The organism is Hymenobacter daecheongensis DSM 21074 (assembly GCF_900141805.1).
Lineage (GTDB): Bacteria > Bacteroidota > Bacteroidia > Cytophagales > Hymenobacteraceae > Hymenobacter > Hymenobacter daecheongensis.
This window is the reverse complement of the sequence record NZ_FQYN01000005.1, coordinates 207,509-223,587: the sequence shown is the minus strand read 5'-3', so window position 1 is coordinate 223,587 and position 16,079 is coordinate 207,509. Positions and strand designations below refer to the sequence as shown.

General features: G+C 63.9%; 9 protein-coding genes. 4 read left to right on the top strand and 5 right to left on the bottom strand.

Annotated elements, in window-relative coordinates; genetic code table 11:
- The first annotated feature begins 121 nt into the window (after window positions 1–121).
- Window positions 122–2,107: a PAS domain S-box protein gene (locus tag BUB62_RS11515; protein WP_073110190.1), complete on the top strand. Its 1,986-nt coding sequence runs from the start codon at window positions 122–124 to the stop codon at window positions 2,105–2,107.
- 111 nt (window positions 2,108–2,218) lie between these two features.
- Here the strand turns inward: BUB62_RS11515 and BUB62_RS11510 are convergent, their stop codons facing one another.
- Window positions 2,219–4,372, bottom strand: a complete 2,154-nt coding sequence (locus tag BUB62_RS11510; RefSeq protein ID WP_159437449.1) for a hypothetical protein — start codon at window positions 4,370–4,372, stop codon at window positions 2,219–2,221.
- Between the two features lie 343 nt (window positions 4,373–4,715).
- On the opposite strand from BUB62_RS11510, the gene BUB62_RS11505 reads away from it, so the two are divergent.
- The 3 genes from BUB62_RS11505 to BUB62_RS11495 all read left to right on the top strand — a co-directional run bounded on the left by BUB62_RS11505 (window position 4,716) and on the right by BUB62_RS11495 (window position 10,182).
- Window positions 4,716–5,264 (top strand): RNA polymerase sigma factor, encoded by a 549-nt coding sequence (locus BUB62_RS11505; protein WP_073110186.1) that lies wholly within the window; start codon window positions 4,716–4,718, stop codon window positions 5,262–5,264.
- A 425-nt stretch (window positions 5,265–5,689) separates the two neighbouring features.
- On the top strand, window positions 5,690–7,228 hold the full coding sequence (locus BUB62_RS11500) for an aldehyde dehydrogenase family protein (RefSeq protein WP_073110183.1): 1,539 nt from the start codon (window positions 5,690–5,692) through the stop codon (window positions 7,226–7,228).
- A gap of 107 nt (window positions 7,229–7,335) precedes the next feature.
- On the top strand, window positions 7,336–10,182 hold the full coding sequence (locus BUB62_RS11495; RefSeq protein ID WP_073110181.1) for a bifunctional transaldolase/phosoglucose isomerase: 2,847 nt from the start codon (window positions 7,336–7,338) through the stop codon (window positions 10,180–10,182).
- Between the two features lie 157 nt (window positions 10,183–10,339).
- Here the strand turns inward: BUB62_RS11495 and BUB62_RS11490 are convergent, their stop codons facing one another.
- From BUB62_RS11490 to BUB62_RS11475, 4 genes are all read right to left on the bottom strand, one after another.
- Window positions 10,340–12,880: an alpha-amylase family glycosyl hydrolase gene (locus BUB62_RS11490; RefSeq protein ID WP_073110178.1), complete on the bottom strand. Its 2,541-nt coding sequence runs from the start codon at window positions 12,878–12,880 to the stop codon at window positions 10,340–10,342.
- A 366-nt stretch (window positions 12,881–13,246) separates the two neighbouring features.
- Window positions 13,247–13,633: a DUF3037 domain-containing protein gene (locus BUB62_RS11485; protein WP_073110176.1), complete on the bottom strand. Its 387-nt coding sequence runs from the start codon at window positions 13,631–13,633 to the stop codon at window positions 13,247–13,249.
- Window positions 13,611–14,408, bottom strand: coding sequence for a HipA family kinase (locus BUB62_RS11480; protein WP_073110174.1), 798 nt, complete (start codon window positions 14,406–14,408; stop codon window positions 13,611–13,613). The genes BUB62_RS11485 and BUB62_RS11480 overlap by 23 nt, the downstream gene beginning before the upstream one ends.
- A 238-nt stretch (window positions 14,409–14,646) precedes the next feature.
- Window positions 14,647–16,002: a leucine-rich repeat-containing protein kinase family protein gene (locus BUB62_RS11475; protein WP_073110173.1), complete on the bottom strand. Its 1,356-nt coding sequence runs from the start codon at window positions 16,000–16,002 to the stop codon at window positions 14,647–14,649.
- Window positions 16,003–16,079 lie beyond the last annotated feature (77 nt).

Here is a 16,079-nt window from a genome sequence, read left to right as displayed (position 1 = left end):
AGTTTGATGTTCAAGCTGCGCCACTCGCGCCATTTGCGCTACTCGCACCAACTACGCCATTCGCGCCACTCGCGTAAACCGAACATCAAACTCACCATCTCACTAACTCACTATTTCGCTAATGCAGTCTGAAGAGCTTTCTGGTTCGGTGGGGGCGGCGCTGCAGGAGCTGCGGGCGCGGGCCGAGGCCCGGCGCCACCTCGTGACGCAGGCCGTGGCCGACAAAAGTCCGGCGGAGGTGCAGCGGCTGGTGCAGGAGCTGCAGGTGCACCAGATTGAGCTGGAAATGCAGTATGAGGAGCTGCTGCTGGCCCAGGCCGAAGCCGAAGCCGTGCGCGCCCAGTACGTCGACCTCTACGAGTTTGCGCCGGTCGGCTACTGCACGCTCGATGCTCACGGCCTTATCGGGCAGCTCAACCTGAGCGCGGCCCGGCTGCTGGGGGCCGTGCGCCAGCGCCTGATGCACCGCCGCTTCCTGCTGTTTGTGGCCCCGGCCAGCCGCGAGGCTTTCCTCGGCTTTCTGGCCCAAATCCTTGCCAGTGAGCAGCGTCAGACCTGCGAGCTGGCCATGCTGCACGACGATGGCACGCCTTTCTTTGCCCAGCTCGAAGGCGTGGCCGTGCCCGCCACCGCTGCGCAGCCGCCCCAGTGCCGCCTGGCCATCATCGATAGCACGGCCCGCCACGAAGCCATTCAGGCCCTGGCCGCCAGCGAGGCCCGCTTCCGGCAGCTGTTTGAGCAAAGCTCCGATGCCAGCCTGCTGGTGCAGCACAGCCTGGTGATAGACTGCAACCCCGCCGCGCTGCACCTGCTGGGGGCCAGCCTTAAAGCCCAGGTGGTAGGCCACCGCCCCTGGGAGCAGGTGGTGCCCGCCGAAGACCCCGCGCTGCCCGTAGCCGAGCAGTTTGCGGGGGCCGTGGCCGAGGCCCGGCGCTTAGGCTCCGAGCGCTGCCAGTTCGCGCTGCGCTGCCTCTCGGGCGAGCGACTGTGGGTGGAGTGCGTGATGACCCCGATGACGGTGGGCGGGCAGGAGTTGCTGTATATGGTGTGGCGCGACGTGACGGCCGTGGAGGAGCAGAAGCGGCAGCTGCGCACGGAGAAGGAGTTCAGCGAAAGCCTGCTCGACAACAGCGTGGACGGCATTATGGCCTTCGATCAGCACGGCCGCTTTCTGGCCTGGAACCGCGTGCTGGAGCAGCACACCGGCCGCCGGGCCGCCGAGCTGCTGGGCCAGGATATTTTTGCCGCTTTTCCCCAGTGGCGGGGGCAGCCCCAGGAGCAGGCCATCCGGCAGGTGCTGAAGGGCAAGCGCGTGACGCGCTACAACATGCCGTTTCATAGCCAGCCGGGGCATTACGAGTCGTATCTGGTGCCGCTACTGGGCCCCGACAACGAGCTGAAGGGCGGCCTGGTGCTGGTGCGCGACGTGACCGAGCGGGTGCGGCTGGCCGAAGAAACCACCCGCCTGAAGCTGCGCCAGCAGCAGGAGGTGCTTTCCACCATTCTGACTACCCAGGAAGAGGAGCGCAAGCGCATTGCCGAGGCCCTGCACAACGGCGTGGGCCAGCTGCTCTACGCGGCCAAGCTCAACCTGGAAAACCGCGCCGCCCCGGAAGCCACCCTGCGCGCCACCGCCCTGAGCCTGCTCGACGACGCCATCCGGGCCACGCGGACCATCTCCTTCGAGCTGACCCCCGGCATTCTGGAAGACTTCGGCCTGAAAATAGCATTGGAAGAGCTGTGCAAGCGCATTCCGAAGCAAAACCTGCGCTTCCACCTGAACCTGGTGGGGCTGGAAAAGCCGCGCCCGCGCCCCATCGAAATTGCCATCTACCGCGTGGTGCAGGAGCTGCTTAACAACATCATCCGGCACGCCCGCGCCAGCGAGGTTTTCATCCACGTCATTCACGAAGACCAGCACCTGCATATTTCCGTCGAAGACAACGGCGTTGGCATCAGCCCCGACCCGGCCACGCCGCTCCAGGGCATCGGCCTGGCCGGCATCCGCAACCGCATCGACCTGCTCGGCGGCGAGCTAACCATCGAGTCGCGCCTGGGCCGCGGCACCATCATCACGATTGAATTGACGGCTCTGATAGTGAGATAGTGAAATGGTGAGATAGTGAGTTTGATGTTTTGACTGCGCATATGGCGCATTCGGCGCAGTCAAAACATCAAACTCACTATCTCACTATCTCACTATCTCACCATCTCACTATCAGAGCCGCACGCCGATGCCGGGGCCGAGGAGGAAAAAGGGTTTGCGGGTGCTGAGCAGGTAGCCGCCGCCCAGGTAGAGCGGGAAGGTGAGCTTGGCCTCGCGGCGGGTGGGGTAGACGGAGCCCAGCACCACCAGGCCCAGGTCGCGGTTGCCGCCGTTTTTGCTCAGGTCGAAAGCATTGAGGGCCACGAAGCCTGCCCCAATCTTGTAGGGCCGCAGCCGGTTGATTTTCTCGGGGTGGTAGAAGCTCAGCTGGCCCAGCATAGCCAGGGAAATGCCCCCGAACGACGTGTAGCTCGACTCGCCCCGGTACTTGGTGAGCAGGCCGCCGGGAAAGCTCACGTCAATATCAAACTTGAGGCGGCGCTTGAGCACCAGCTCCAGCTTCTGCGTGAAGCCGGACTCCTGGTACTGCCCCGGCGTGTGCCGCACCGTAATGATAATGGTGCTCCAATCGTCCAGATCGTAGGTTTTGCGGGCGCTGAGCAGGTTGTTCAGGCTCAGGTTGCCCACCTGGCAGAGCTTGTCCTGGTAGAAGGCGGCCCGCACCGAGTTGTCGCCGGGGCAGATGACCACGTTGTCGAGGGTGCGCAGCTCCAGCAGCTCGCCCTTGCTGTTTTGGGTGCGAATGTCGAAGGTGAGGAACTGCTTGCCGTAGAGCTGGTTATCGGTGTCGAGGCCGTTGGGGTTGAAGCTGAACACCACGTCGGAAATCACGCGGCTGTAGAGCACCGGACCGTTCAGGCGGTTGAGCACCCGCGGCCCTTCGCCGAAGTTCACGGCCACGAAATCGAGCGGGTGGGGCCGCTGAAACTCCTTCACCGTGAGGGCAAAGCCCGTGGGCAGGCCGGCATTGAAAATAGTGATGCGGCGCTTATCAATCGTGACGGGCACCTGCACGCGGTACACCACGGCCGCCTCCGTGCGCACCGAGGAGTCGGAGGGAATCACCGTCAGGTCTTCAAAGTGCAGCCGCGCCTTTTGCAGGGCCTCGCCCTCCAGGCGCACGTCCACGGTTTCGCCGGGGTTCACGGCCAGGCTGGGGCTCCAGTCGCCGCCGCGGTGGCGCACCTGCACGCTGCTGATGGAGGTTTTGGGCGAGATGGTGAAGTTGGTGATGGCGCGGGCCTGGTCGTTTTCCTTCAGGTAGAGGTAGCCCTCGGTCTGACGGTGGGTGTTGTACACGCGCAGCCAGCACAGCACCCGGTCGTTGGTCAGGTACTGGCGCGTAAACAGCTCGGCCATCAGCGCGCCGCCGGGTTCCTCCTGGTCTTCCAGGCGGTAGGTGCGCTTCAGCTCGAAGCTGCGGCCGTTGTCCAGAATAATTTCCACGCCCCGCCGCCGGGCTGCATCGTCGAGCGTGACTTCCTTCTTATCCGCGCTCAGAAAACGCAAACGGCTGGCTTTCACCATGAAATCCTGCCGCAGCGGGGCCAGCGCGTAGCTGAGCCGCCGGCCGTTTTCGACCAGAAACGGCCGCTCCGTTTGGGCGCGCACCGTGAGCACGCGCGGGCCCAGCGCGGTGGGCAGCACGTGCAGCCGCAGCTGGCCGTTTTCCTGGCTGATGCGGTAGTCGATATCCTGGCCGCGGGTCCAGTCGGTGGTAGTGCGCACGTTCTGCGGAGAGTTGCTGCGCAGCTCAAACACCTTTTCCTCGCCCACAAACAGCTCCGTATCGGGGGCGTTGAGCGCCAGCGTGGTGCGCGACACGGCCAGCAGGGGCACGGTCTGGGTGCGCGGCGGCCCGCTCACGCTGTCGGGGCTGGCCTGGGTGAAGGTGAGCTGCAGAAACCGCGCCGCCGCCAGGTCGCGGAAGCGGATTTTGGCGCGGTAGTACTGGCTATCGACGGCCGTGAGCGAGTCGAGCAGCACGAAGTCGGCGGAGCGGCGCAGGCGCGGCGGGCGGGCCGGCTGCCACACGGTGGGGTAGAGGAGCAGCTCGGCGGTTTCATCGTTTTGACGGTGGTAGAAGTACAGGTGCGGCTCCTGCTGCACCAGCACCGTGTGGCGGCTCAGCGCGTAGCGGGCCGTATCGGTGCGGATGATCAGCTCGCGCAGCAGCGGCCCCGCCTGCCCCCGCGCTGAAAGAACCAGGACGGTCAGCCCAAACATTACCAGAAAAACCCGACGGAAAGCAGAAACACCAAGCACGGCACGCACGAACAAAGCCACGGGGCCACCGGCCCCGCGTAAAAGGCCGCAAAGGTAGGCCCTTCCGGCCCCGTGCGGAAAGTAGCCGGTAAAATAACGTGGGCGGCTGCCCGGCCCAGCCCGACCGCAAACCGGGCCTACGGCGGCACGGAATCTCATCCGTAGCCTGCCGGCGCATTTTTTTAATCAGGCGGTGCGCCGCCGCTGGCCGGGCGGTCAAACTTTGGTCCGAGCGGGCCCGTACACCCGCAACCGGTGCCAGTAGCGGGAGTGAGCGGCAGTTTTGGATGCCTGAGCATCCTATTTCCGCAAGCGTGTTAATGTGTTGTAATCTACCCCTTTTATGATTTCACCCGCCGCTTCCCGGGCCTCCGAGCAGGAACTCGTTCAACGTCTCTACGCCCGCGACGAAGCCGCCATGACGCTGTTTTACGATGGCTACGGCCGGGCGCTCTACAACACCATCTGGCGCATCGTGAAAAGCGAGGAGCTGGCCGAAGACGTACTGCAGGAAGGCATGGTCAAGATCTGGTTTTCCTTCGCCAGCTACGACCCTGACCGCGGCCGGCTTTTCACCTGGGCCCTCAACATCTGCCGCAACGTGGCCATCGACCACATCCGCACCCGCCGCCACCAGGCCGCCGCCCGCACCGAGGAGCTGCACCAAAGCGCGGCCCGGCACCAGGCCGCGGCCCCCACGTTTCAGCCCGAGCACATCGGCCTGCGCGAGTTGGTGGCCCGCCTCAGCCCCCCCGATCAGCAGCTCATCGACCTGCTCTATTTCAACGGCTTCACCCAGGCCGAAGCCGCCGAGGCGCTCAACCTGCCGCTGGGTACGGTCAAAACGCGCATCCGGCGGGCCATCTGCGAACTGGCTCAAGCCACGCGCTAAGGCTCGCTGCCCGCCGGACCTCACCCCCTAGCCCCCTCTCCATGGGAGAGGGGGGACTAGCCTTAGTTTTTAGACTTTGTTATTAGCGCTCTAGAGCCTGTTATGCACTGCTGCGCCGAAACGCGGTTTATCAAAAGCGTCTCAACGCATTGGAAGCCCGCTACGACACGCAGGGCCGCTTTTGGTACTGAGCTATCCTTGTTTCTGCTGTAACCAGTTACAAAAAAGGCCTCAGTTGCTCAAAAAGTGCATAACAGGCTCTAGATCTAAAATCTAGTTCCCCCTCTCTCATGGAGAGGGGGCTAGGGGGTGAGGTCCGCCGCCCGCCCGGGGAGCAAAAAGCCAGGGCACCAACCTATGCCAAACCATCCTACTTTTAGGTGCTCCCAAACCAGGCCTGACGACAGGCTTTTTCCTTCTTCGCTATGCCCAAAATCATTTCGCCCCAGGTCGAGTTCAGCGGGTTGCTGAGCCAGATGAAAACGATTACGCCGGAAGTTTTTTCGGCCGATGGCAAATTCCTGAACCTGCTGGAAGGCCGCTGGCAGGAAATCGGCACGCCCCGCGAGTTCATCTCGCCCATCGATGGCACCCAGCTGGGCTGGATGCCCATGCTCAGCCGCGAAACCGCCCTGCGGGCCGTGCAGTTTGCCAAAGGCGAAGCCCCCGCCTGGGCCGCCACCGGCCTCGACGAGCGCCGCGCCAAGGTGCAGGAGTGCCTGAATCTGCTGCGCCAGCACGTCGAGCTGATCGGGAAGCTGGTGATGTGGGAAATCGGCAAAACCTACAAGCTCGGCTTCACCGACATCGACCGCTGCATCGACGGGGCGCAGTGGTATCTGGATACCATTGAGGGAATGCTGGGCCAGCGTAAGCCCCTGGGGCTGGTGAGCAACATTGCCAGCTGGAACTACCCGTTTTCGGTGCTGCTGCACGCCGTGCTGGTGCAGGCGCTGTGCGGCAATGCCGTCATTGCCAAAACGCCCACCGACGGCGGCTTTATTTCACTCAGTCTGGCCTTTGCCCTGGCCCGCCGCTGCGGCTTGCCCGTCACGCTGGTCAGCGGCTCGGGCGGCGAGCTGAGCGACGTGCTGGTGAAGCACGCCGCCATCGACTGCCTCTCCTTCGTGGGCGGGCGCTACAATGGCCGCAACATTGCCGACGCGCTGTCCACCGAGCACAAGCGCTACATGCTCGAAATGGAAGGCGTGAACACCTACGGTATCTGGAACTACTCCGACTGGACCACCCTGGCCGACCAGCTCAAAAAAGGCTACGACTACGGCAAGCAGCGCTGCACGGCCTACGTGCGCTTCGTGGTGGAGCGGCGGCTGTTTCCGCAGTTTCTGGAAACCTACTGGGGCGTGATGCAGGGCCTGAAAGTGGGCAACCCCACGCTGGTTGATGCGCCCGACGACAAGCTGCCCGAGCTGGCTTTCGGGCCCGTCATCAACCAGGCCCAGGCCGAAGACCTCGACCGCCTCTACGCCGACGCGCTCAAAACCGGCGCCACGCCTATCTACGAAGGTCGCCTCGACGACAGCCTCTTCCTGCCCGGCCAGGACCGCTCGGCCTACCGCGCCCCCCGCGCCCTCGTCAATCTGCCCCGCCAGAGTGAGCTGTACTTCAAGGAGCCCTTCGGCCCGATTGACTCCATTGTGCTGGTGGATAGGGTAGAGGAGCTGGTGGGCGAAATGAATATCTCGAACGGCGCGCTGGTAGCCGCCGTAGCCTCCGACGACGAAAAATGGGCCGCCCGCACTGCCAAAGAAATCCGCGCCTTCAAGGTGGGCGTGAACAAGCTCCGCTCCCGCGGCGACCGGGAAGAGGTATTCGGCGGCTTGGGCGAATCGTGGAAAGGCGCGTTTGTGGGCGGGGCGCTGCTGGTAGAAGCCGTGACAGAAGGCGACAAAGTGGTGCTCGGCAACTATCCCGATGCCACGCTGCTGCCGGAGAAGATTTAGCCAGCAGGCTGGGCCAGCCAAACCATCCTTTACCATAAAATTGCCCGAGAATTCAGCGCCCCACCAATTCTTTCCTGAACTTTGGCGCTTCCTCAAAGCTGACGTTTATGAATCCTCTCGTTGCCATCCGCGACTTCAACCAAAGCATCTGGCTGGACTTCATCCGGCGCAAAATCCTGATCAACGGCGAGTTGCAGCGGCGCATCACCCACGAAGCCCTGCGCGGCGTCACGTCCAACCCGGCCATCTTCGAGAAGGCCATCGGCGGCTCCGACGACTATGACGCGGCCATCCGCAGCCTGGCGCTCCAGAATAAAACCACCGACGAAATCTACACCGCCCTGGCCGTGGCCGACGTGCAGCACGCCTGCGACCTGTTTCGGCCCCTCTACGACCACCCTGAAAGTGCCGGCGACGGCTACGTGAGCCTGGAAGTGTCGCCCAAGCTGGTGAACGATACGGAGGGCACCATCGAGGAAGGCATCCGTTTCTGGCAGGCCGTGAACCGGCCCAACGTGATGATAAAAGTGCCCGCCACGCTGGAAGGACTGCCCGCCATCCGCCGCCTCATTGCCGAGGGCATCAACGTAAACGTGACCCTGATTTTCAGCCTGGAGCGCTACCGTCTGGTGGCCGAAGCTTTTCTCGCGGGCCTCGAAGACCGCGTGAAGGCCGGCCAGCCGATTGGCCGGATCGACTCCGTGGCCAGCTTCTTCCTCTCCCGCATCGATGTGCTGCTGGACCCCATGCTGGAGAAAATTGCCGCCGAAGGGGGCGAGAAGGGCGCGCTGGCGCAGAGCCTGATAGGCGAGGTGGCCCTGGCCAGCGCCAAGCAGGCGTATCAGCTGTATAAGCAGATTTTCAGCGGCCCGCGTTGGGAAGCGCTGCAGGTAAAAGGCGCGGCCCCGCAGCGCCTGCTGTGGGCCAGCACCGGCAACAAAAACCCCAAATACGACGACCTGAAGTACGTTGAAAATCTGATTGGCCCCGACACGGTGAACACCGTGCCGGTCGAAACGCTGGATATTTTCCGCGAGCGGGGCCGCGCCGCGCACCGCCTGGAAGAAGGGCTGGAGAAAGCCCAGGACGTGCTGCGCCGTCTGCCCGAGCTGGGCATCAATCTGGAGGAGCAAACCAGCTTCCTGGAAGTGGATGGCGCCAAGAAATTCAACGAACCTTTCGCGAAACTCATGGACTCATTGGAGCAGAAGCGCCAGCAGGCGCTGGCCGAAACCGTAACCGAGCAGACCCTGCAGCTGGGCCAGTACCAGGCGGCCGTAGAGGACAAAATTCAGAAACTCGACGCCAAAAACTTCACCGCCGGCTTCTGGGACAAGAAGGCCGACCTGTGGGTGCAGGACGAGGCCGGGCAGCACAGCATCCGCAGCTTCATGGGCTGGCTGCGCGTGGCCGAAACGATGGTAGGGGCCGTGCCCGAAATCGAGCAGTTTGTGCAGGAAGTGAAGGCTGCGGGCTTCAAGCATGTGGTGGTGATGGGCATGGGCGGCAGCACCATGGCCCCGATTGTGTTCAAATCCTCGTTTGAAAAAGGAGCCGACGGCCTGCCCATGTCGGTGCTCGATACCACCGACCCCGGCACCGTGCGTCAGATCGAAGAATCGGTGCCGCTGGCCGATACGCTGTTCATCGTGGCCAGCAAATCGGGCACCACGGCCGAGCCGCTGGCTTTTGGCGACTATTTCTACGACCGTCTCAAGCAGCTAAAAGGTGACAAGGCCGGCGAGAACTTCGTGGCCATCACCGACCCCGGCTCCCAGTTCGTGACCTCGGCCACCGCGCAGGGCTACCGCCGCATCTTCCTGAATTTCTCGGAAGTGGGCGGCCGGTTCTCGGCGCTGTCGTATTTCGGGCTGGTGCCGGCCGCGCTCTATGGGCTGAACATCGGCGAGATGCTGGAGCGGGCCATCCGGATGATGCGGGCCAACGGCGCGTATGGCCCCGTGGCGCACAATCCCGGCCTGGAGCTGGGCGTGGCCCTGGGCGTACTGGCCCAGCAGGGCCGCGACAAGCTCACCCTCATCGTGCCTGACTCGCTCAGTGATTTGGGCCTGTGGCTGGAGCAGCTCATCGCCGAAAGCACCGGCAAGGAAGGCAAGGGAATTCTGCCCATCGCCGGCGAGCCCGCCCGCGAGCCGCAGGTGTACGGCCCGGACCGCGTGTTCGTGTACGTGGGCTACAAGACCGATGCCGACGTGGATAACCGCACCAAGCTGCTGGCCCTGGAAGCCGCCGGCCACCCCACTATTCGCATTCTGATGGACGAGCCGTTGGACCTGGGGGCCGAGTTCTTCCGCTGGGAAGTGGCCACGGCCGTGGCCAGCGCCGTGCTCGAAATTAACCCCTTCGATCAGCCCAACGTGCAGGCCGCCAAAACCGCCACCGACAGTCTGATGAAAGTGGTGCAGGAAAAAGGCAGCCTGCCCGCCGGCGACGCGCCCAAGGTGACCGAAAACGGCGTGGCCTACTACACCGCCGCCACCGGCCAGGATGCCGCCGAAGTGGTCCATAACTTCTTCGCCCAGGCCCGCCCCGGCGACTTCCTGAACCTGCAGGCCTACCTGACCGAGTCGGAAGCGCTGAACGAGAGTCTGCTGGCGCTGCGCACGCAGGTGCAGGAACAGCTGCACCTAGCCACTACCTCCGGCTACGGCCCGCGCTTCCTGCACTCCACCGGTCAGTACCACAAGGGCGGCCCTGACAAGGGCCTGTTCGTGCAGTTCACCCAGGACCACGCGCCCGGCGTAGATCTGGCGCTGCCCGGCCGCTCGTATTCCTTCGGCACGTTCAAGAATGCCCAGGCCGCCGGCGACCTGCAGGCCCTGCACGACTACAACCGCCGCACCCTGCGCATCCACCTCGGCCACGACGCCGAGCAGGGCCTGCGCACCGTGCTGACCGCCCTGCAGTCGGCCCCATTGAAAGGGCGGGCGTAGAGGTTCAGCCTTGCTTTAAAACGAGAAAGCCGTTGCGTCTGCAACGGCTTTCTCATTTTTGGTATGCACCAGCACGTCATGCTGGGAGAAGTCGAAGCAGTAGAGATGCTTCGACTTCTCCCAGCATGACGTGCTGGTTTCTTGCCGTTCATAAGCATCAATGCGCCACCACCAGCCGCTGCACCGAGCTGGCATTGCCAGCCTGAATCCGCAGGAAGTAGGTGCCGTTGGCCCAGCCACTTGTATCGAGCGTGTGGCGGCGGCCGGTGAAGGTGCGGGTGTGCAGCAGCCGGCCGGTCAGGTCGTAGACCGTGAGCTGCGCCGGCGTGGCTCCGGCTTCGGGCAGCTCCAGTTGCACTTGCGTAGTGGCGGGGTTAGGGTAGAAGCTGAACGCCAGTTGATTGGCTGGCCGGACTGCCGTGGGTGAAGCAGGCGTGAGGTGCAGTACCCAGGTCTGGTTGGCACCCAGCGCGCCCAGCGCCGGAATCCAGCCGCTAAAGCCGCCCTGGCCGTCGAGCGTCACCTGCCCCGCCACCTGGCCCGAATACAGATCCGTGGCCTGATATACGCCGGCCGGCAACGACGACACGGCCAGCGAGAGGGCCGGCGCGCCCGCGCTGCCGCTGCCCAGATTAGCCACGACCACCGCCGCTTCCGCCCCAAATACCCGCGCGTAGCTCAGTACACTGGCTCCCGGCGTACTCACGGGCAGCATGTAGCCCTTGCGCAGCACCGGCTGGGCCGTGCGCATACCGATGAGCTTTTTATAGTGATTCAGCAGCGAAGCCGGGTCAGCCTGCATGGTGGCCACGTTGAACTGGGCGTAGTTGCTGTTTGGGGCGCGCCAGGGCGTGCCGGTGCTGAAGCCGGCGTTGGGGCCGGCCGTCCACTGCATGGGCTTGCGCTTTTCCTCATCGGCCCCGGTGCCGAGCATGCCCACTTCCTCGCCGTAGTAGAGGAAGGGCACGCCGGGCATGGTCAGGTAGAGGGCGGCGGCCTGCTTCATGCGGGCCATATTGCCGCCCAGCTGGCTCATAATGCGGTTTTGGTCGTGGTTGGTAAGGAAAGTGGCGTACTGCAGCCGGGGGTAATTGCTGTCGATAAGGGTCAGCTGGGTGCGCAGGCCGGCGGCATTGCCCGTGGTCAGACTGCCAATCATTGTTGTGGCCAAGTCGAATTCGAAGCAGGCATCGAGCCCGCCATCTAGCACGTAGGGCACCACCGCCTCCGTATTCGTCCAGGCTTCACCCACGGTAAAAGCGTTGGGACTCACGGCCCGCACCGAGTCGCGGAATTCTTTCAGCACGTCCAGCGTGCCGGGCGTGTTTTCAATCACCGCGCCGTCTTCCACCAGAAATTTCACCGCGTCGAGCCGGTAGCCGTCCACGCCTTTTTTCAGCCAGAAGCGCGTGGCATCCCACATGGCGGCCTTCATTTGGGGGTTGCGCCAGTTCAGGTCGGGCATTTCGCTCCAGAAATAGCCGTAGTAGTAGCTGCCATTGCGCAGATACCAGCCCGCACCAGGGTTGGTGGCCGACCACCGGTACCAGTCGCGGTAGCTGCTGGTGGTGCTGCCGGCCGCCTGCTGAAACCACGGGTGCTGGCTGGAGGAGTGGTTCAAAACCAGATCAATAATGACCTTGATGCCGCGGGCGTGGGCGGCGGCCAGGAAGGCTTCAAACCCGGCCATGGTGCCGTAATCGGGCTCAGTGGCCTTGTAGTTGGTCACGTCGTAGCCGTGGTAGCTGGGCGAGTCCATCATGGGCATCAGCCACAGGGCCGTGACGCCGAGGTCGGTGGTGGTGGCGGGGTTGCCGTCGTTGAGGTAATCGAGCTTGGCCGTGAGGCCGGCGAAGTCGCCCTGGCCGTCGGCGTTGGTATCGTAGAAGCTGCGCACGAACACCTCGTAGAACACGGCATCGTTCCACCAGTGGGTGGTGTAGGTGGTGAGCGAGGGCCCGCAGTTGGTGCAGGTGCCGAAGCATAAAGTAGCAGTCGTGGTGGCCGTGGCATCGAGCACCCGGTTCAGGTTGCCGGTGCCGTCGACTACGCCGCAGGCAGCCGGCACCACTTCGGCCGCTGCCAGCGTGTTGCCATTCACGAACTTGTACTGAAACCGGCCGGTAGCCGGCATGCCCACCCGCGCCTCGTAGATTTCGTCGCCGTTGGTGTCGGTGAGGGCAATGCTGATGGGGTCCCAGTTGGTGGCGTAGCCGGCCAGGGTCTGGAAGTTGCCCATCACGTGCACCCCAGCGCGCGACACGGTCTGGCCGCGCATGTTCACTCTAAAAATCAGCTCCGTGAGGCAGCCGCCAAAGCCGACGGCGGGCAGGCGCAGGCCCGCGGTGCCCACCGTGGCCTGCCGGTTCACGTTGCCGCCGCCATCGTCGAGGCCGCAGGCAGCGGGCACTATTTCGGCCCCGGCCCAGGCGCTGCCGTTCACGAATTTGTACAGGTACGTGCCGGCGGGCACCGTTACGGTCAACTCGTAGATGCGGTCGTTGTCAGGGTCGGTGAGTAGGGTGGTGGCCGGATTCCAGTCGCCGGTGTAGCCGGCCGCGGCCTGAAACGTGCCTGCCACGTGCACACCGGCAGCGGCCACAGTTTGCCCGCTCATATCGACGCGAAAGGTGAGCTGGGCCGCAAAGCTGCTCAGGCTGGCGCACAGCAGGCCGGCCAGAAGGAAGAAGTGTTTCATAAGTAGCCGGAGCAGCTGCGGATAAGTTGCGCAGTTTATTGCCTAAAGATAGCACCGATTAGGGCGTATATTTTTCAGAAATAAATTACCTGGACAAACCGAACAGCCGCAGCGCGGCGACAGATTTGTAGCACGCCGGGCGGCAGGTGAAATAAAGCCGCGTAGCGGTGACAGGTTTGTAGTAAATCACGCCTCAGAACGAACAAGCCGCGTAGCGGTGACGGAACCGCCCGAAGGACTCTGTCACCGCTACGCGGCTTGGTTCTTTTTTCGCTCTGACTACTACAAACCTGCCGCCGCGCTGCGGCTTTGACCTGATTTGTAAGTAGGCTTTTACAAACCTGAAACCGGCACCATTTAGCTTCCCTACAGCACCAGCTGCTCAAACAGCCGCGTCAGCGTCGCGCCGGCATCTTCGCAGCGGCCGGGGTGCACGGCCGAGGTCTGCACGATGGTGCTGCGCGTGGCCGTGAGCCACCGAAACCGCGAAGCCAAAGGCAGCTGCCCGATGGTGCCGCCTTCTTTGCGCCCCCGGCAGATGCGCTCAAATGCTTGCAGGCGCTGCTGTACTTCCTGCAGGTCTAGCGCGTCGCCGGCTAGGGTGCGCAGGCGGGCTTCGGGCAGGGCGCAGCGGGTTTCCAGAAAGCCTTGGGCGGCGCAGTACACAATCACGCCCACATTCAGGAATTCTTCGCGCTCCACGCGGGGCACCACGCGCAGCACGGCATACTCAAATAAGTGCATTGCGGGCATCTTTGGCTTCCTGAATAAAGGTGTCGGCGGCGGCCAGGCGGTTGGTCAGAAACTGCACGTACCGCGCGCGCTGCTCCGCGGCCGGGGCGTCGGAGCCTTCTTCCACCAGCCACTCATCGGGCACCAGGGCCACGATGGCGCGGAGAACTTCCGGCGTGAGGCGGGCGCGGCTTTCGGCATCCACAGCGTCCAGCTCACTGGCCTGGGGCAGCAGCACATGGTCTTTCACCTGCCCGAAGGCGCGGCGCGGCGGCAGCTCCCAGCCCGGCCCGGCGTGGTGCACGTACAGCGCCGCGCCGTGGTCAATCAGCCAGAGCTCCTTGTGCCACATCAGCATGTTGGTGTTGCGGGCCGTGCGGTCCACGTTCAGCGTCAGGCAGTCGAGCCACACAATCTGGGAGGCCAGGCGCGGCTCCACGGTGGTCACCAGCGCATCGAAAGTAATGGCACCGGATAAGTAGTGCAGGGCCAGGTTCTGGCCCGTGCTGGCCCGCAGCAGGTCCTGAATTTCCTCGTCAGGCTCGGTGCGGCCGAAGGCTTCGTCGAGCTGGGCGAATACCAGCTCGGGCACCCGCAGCCCCAGCGCGCGGGCCAGCTCGCCCACAATCAGCTCGGCAATAAGGGCTTTGATGCCCTGGCCCGCCCCGCGAAATTTGAGCACGTACAGAAAGCCATCATCAGCCTCCACCAAGGCCGGCAAAGAGCCACCCTCGCGTAGCGGCGTCACGTAGCGCGTCACCTCCACGGTGCGCAGCTCAAGGGCAGAAACGGGCATAGAGGACATAAAGGACTGTTTTGTGATTCGTTTTTTCATCGCCTGTCATCCTGAGCTTGCGAAGAACCTTATCACGTTTGAGGTTATACCACCGACTCGTTCCACTGGCATAAGGTCCTTCGCAAGCTCAGGATGACAGGCGGTTTTGACTCTTAAACTGTTCCAAAGTAGGAATAGGACAGGCACAAAGGACCACCAACTATATAACCCGTCAAAAACGCCCCCCGGAGCCGCCCTGCTACAGCCCCACCCCAAGGGGCTCCGCCGCCTGATATACCCCTTGCAGCGTCTGCTGAATCTCGGCAAACAGCGGCCGCTCGGCCACCGCGGCCTGCGTGCAGCGCTGCTGCAGCGTATGCAGCACCTGCGCCGAGGAAGCCAAAGCCGGGGGCACTATGCTACGCTCCAGCAGCTCTTCGAGCAGGCACCCAAAGGCCCGCACCTCCAGCCGCTGCAGCGCCTGCGCCGCTTCCTGGTCGGCAGTATCGAAGAAGCCGGCGGCCCCGAAGTCGCTCAGCAGGCACTCGCCAGCGGGCGTATTCAGAATATTGTGGGCGTATAAATCGCCGTGCAGAATGCCGCGGGCGTGCAGGTGCGCCGCCGCCGCGGCAATGCCCAACGCCAGGCGCAAGGCCGCATCGAACCCGAAAGTGGTATCCGGCGCATACACGTCGCGGGTGCAGGTGGCGAAGCTGGGCGGCCCGGCCAGGTTGCCGAATGCCGGATCGATGAGTGCCAGCACCAACCCTTCGGTACCCGCCGGGTGCCTCCCGATTTTGCCCGTCACGCCCACCAGGTTCGGGTGCGGGCCGGCGCTGATGCAGGCCGCCATTTCGCTGTGCGGCAGGCCGTCGCTAGTCACGCTGCCCTTAAAGAGCTTCACGGCCACTTCTGCAACCGGCGCCGCTTGCGGCTGCCACCGCGCCCGATAGATCACACCCGACGCGCCTTCACCCAGCTTTTCTTCCAGCGCCAGCTCAGGCCAATTAATCGTATTGATGGGGTGGCGGGCCACGGCGGCGGCTTCCAGCCGGTCGCAGAACGGGTTGCCGGCGTAGGCCAGCCAGGCCAGGCGCGGCATCGTGAGCAGCCAGTCGGGGAGGGCTTCCAGGCGGTTGGCCGAAAGGCGCAGCAGCTCCAGGTGCGTGCAAGTAGCCAGCGTCGCGGGCAGCTCCCGCAAGTGGTTGCCGGCCAGCATCAGCTTCTGCAGCTGCCCGCAGCTCCCGATTTCGGCCGGCACGGCTTCCAATTGGTTATCGGTCAGAATCAGCCAGCGCAGGGTTGGCGGCAGGGCCGCGGCGGGCAGCGTCCGGATCTGGTTGGCCTTGAAGCCCACCATGCTCAGCGCTGGGCACTGGCCCAGCACCGCCGGCACGCTCGTAAACAGGTTATCGGAGCAGAACAGAATGCGCAGCTTGCGCAGCCGCCCCAGGTCGTCGGGCAGCGCCGCCAGCCGGTTGCCCGACAGGTTCAGGATTTCCAGCGTATCAGCCAAGTCGAATAGCTCGCGGGGAAACTCCGTCAGGCCTTCGGCCAGGTGCAGTTCGCGGGCGCCGGCCAGCTGCCCGGCGCGGAGTTGGGAAAGGGTGTGCATGGGCGAAAGGCGCTGAGGCGGGCAAAGGGGCGGCTGCCGGAAAAAGCAAAAACCCGCATCAGAAGCGCTGATGCGGG

Bases quoted from the DNA above. Each gene is read 5' to 3' on its own strand.
- BUB62_RS11515 (WP_073110190.1), top strand. From the start codon at position 122: ATGCAGTCTGAAGAGCTTTCTGGTTCGGTGGGGGCGGCGCTGCAGGAG.
- BUB62_RS11505 (WP_073110186.1), top strand. From the start codon at position 4,716: ATGATTTCACCCGCCGCTTCCCGGGCCTCCGAGCAGGAACTCGTTCAA.
- BUB62_RS11500 (WP_073110183.1), top strand. From the start codon at position 5,690: ATGCCCAAAATCATTTCGCCCCAGGTCGAGTTCAGCGGGTTGCTGAGC.
- BUB62_RS11495 (WP_073110181.1), top strand. From the start codon at position 7,336: ATGAATCCTCTCGTTGCCATCCGCGACTTCAACCAAAGCATCTGGCTG.
- BUB62_RS11490 (WP_073110178.1), bottom strand. From the start codon at position 12,880: ATGAAACACTTCTTCCTTCTGGCCGGCCTGCTGTGCGCCAGCCTGAGC.
- BUB62_RS11485 (WP_073110176.1), bottom strand. From the start codon at position 13,633: ATGCCCGCAATGCACTTATTTGAGTATGCCGTGCTGCGCGTGGTGCCC.
- BUB62_RS11480 (WP_073110174.1), bottom strand. From the start codon at position 14,408: ATGCCCGTTTCTGCCCTTGAGCTGCGCACCGTGGAGGTGACGCGCTAC.
- BUB62_RS11475 (WP_073110173.1), bottom strand. From the start codon at position 16,002: ATGCACACCCTTTCCCAACTCCGCGCCGGGCAGCTGGCCGGCGCCCGC.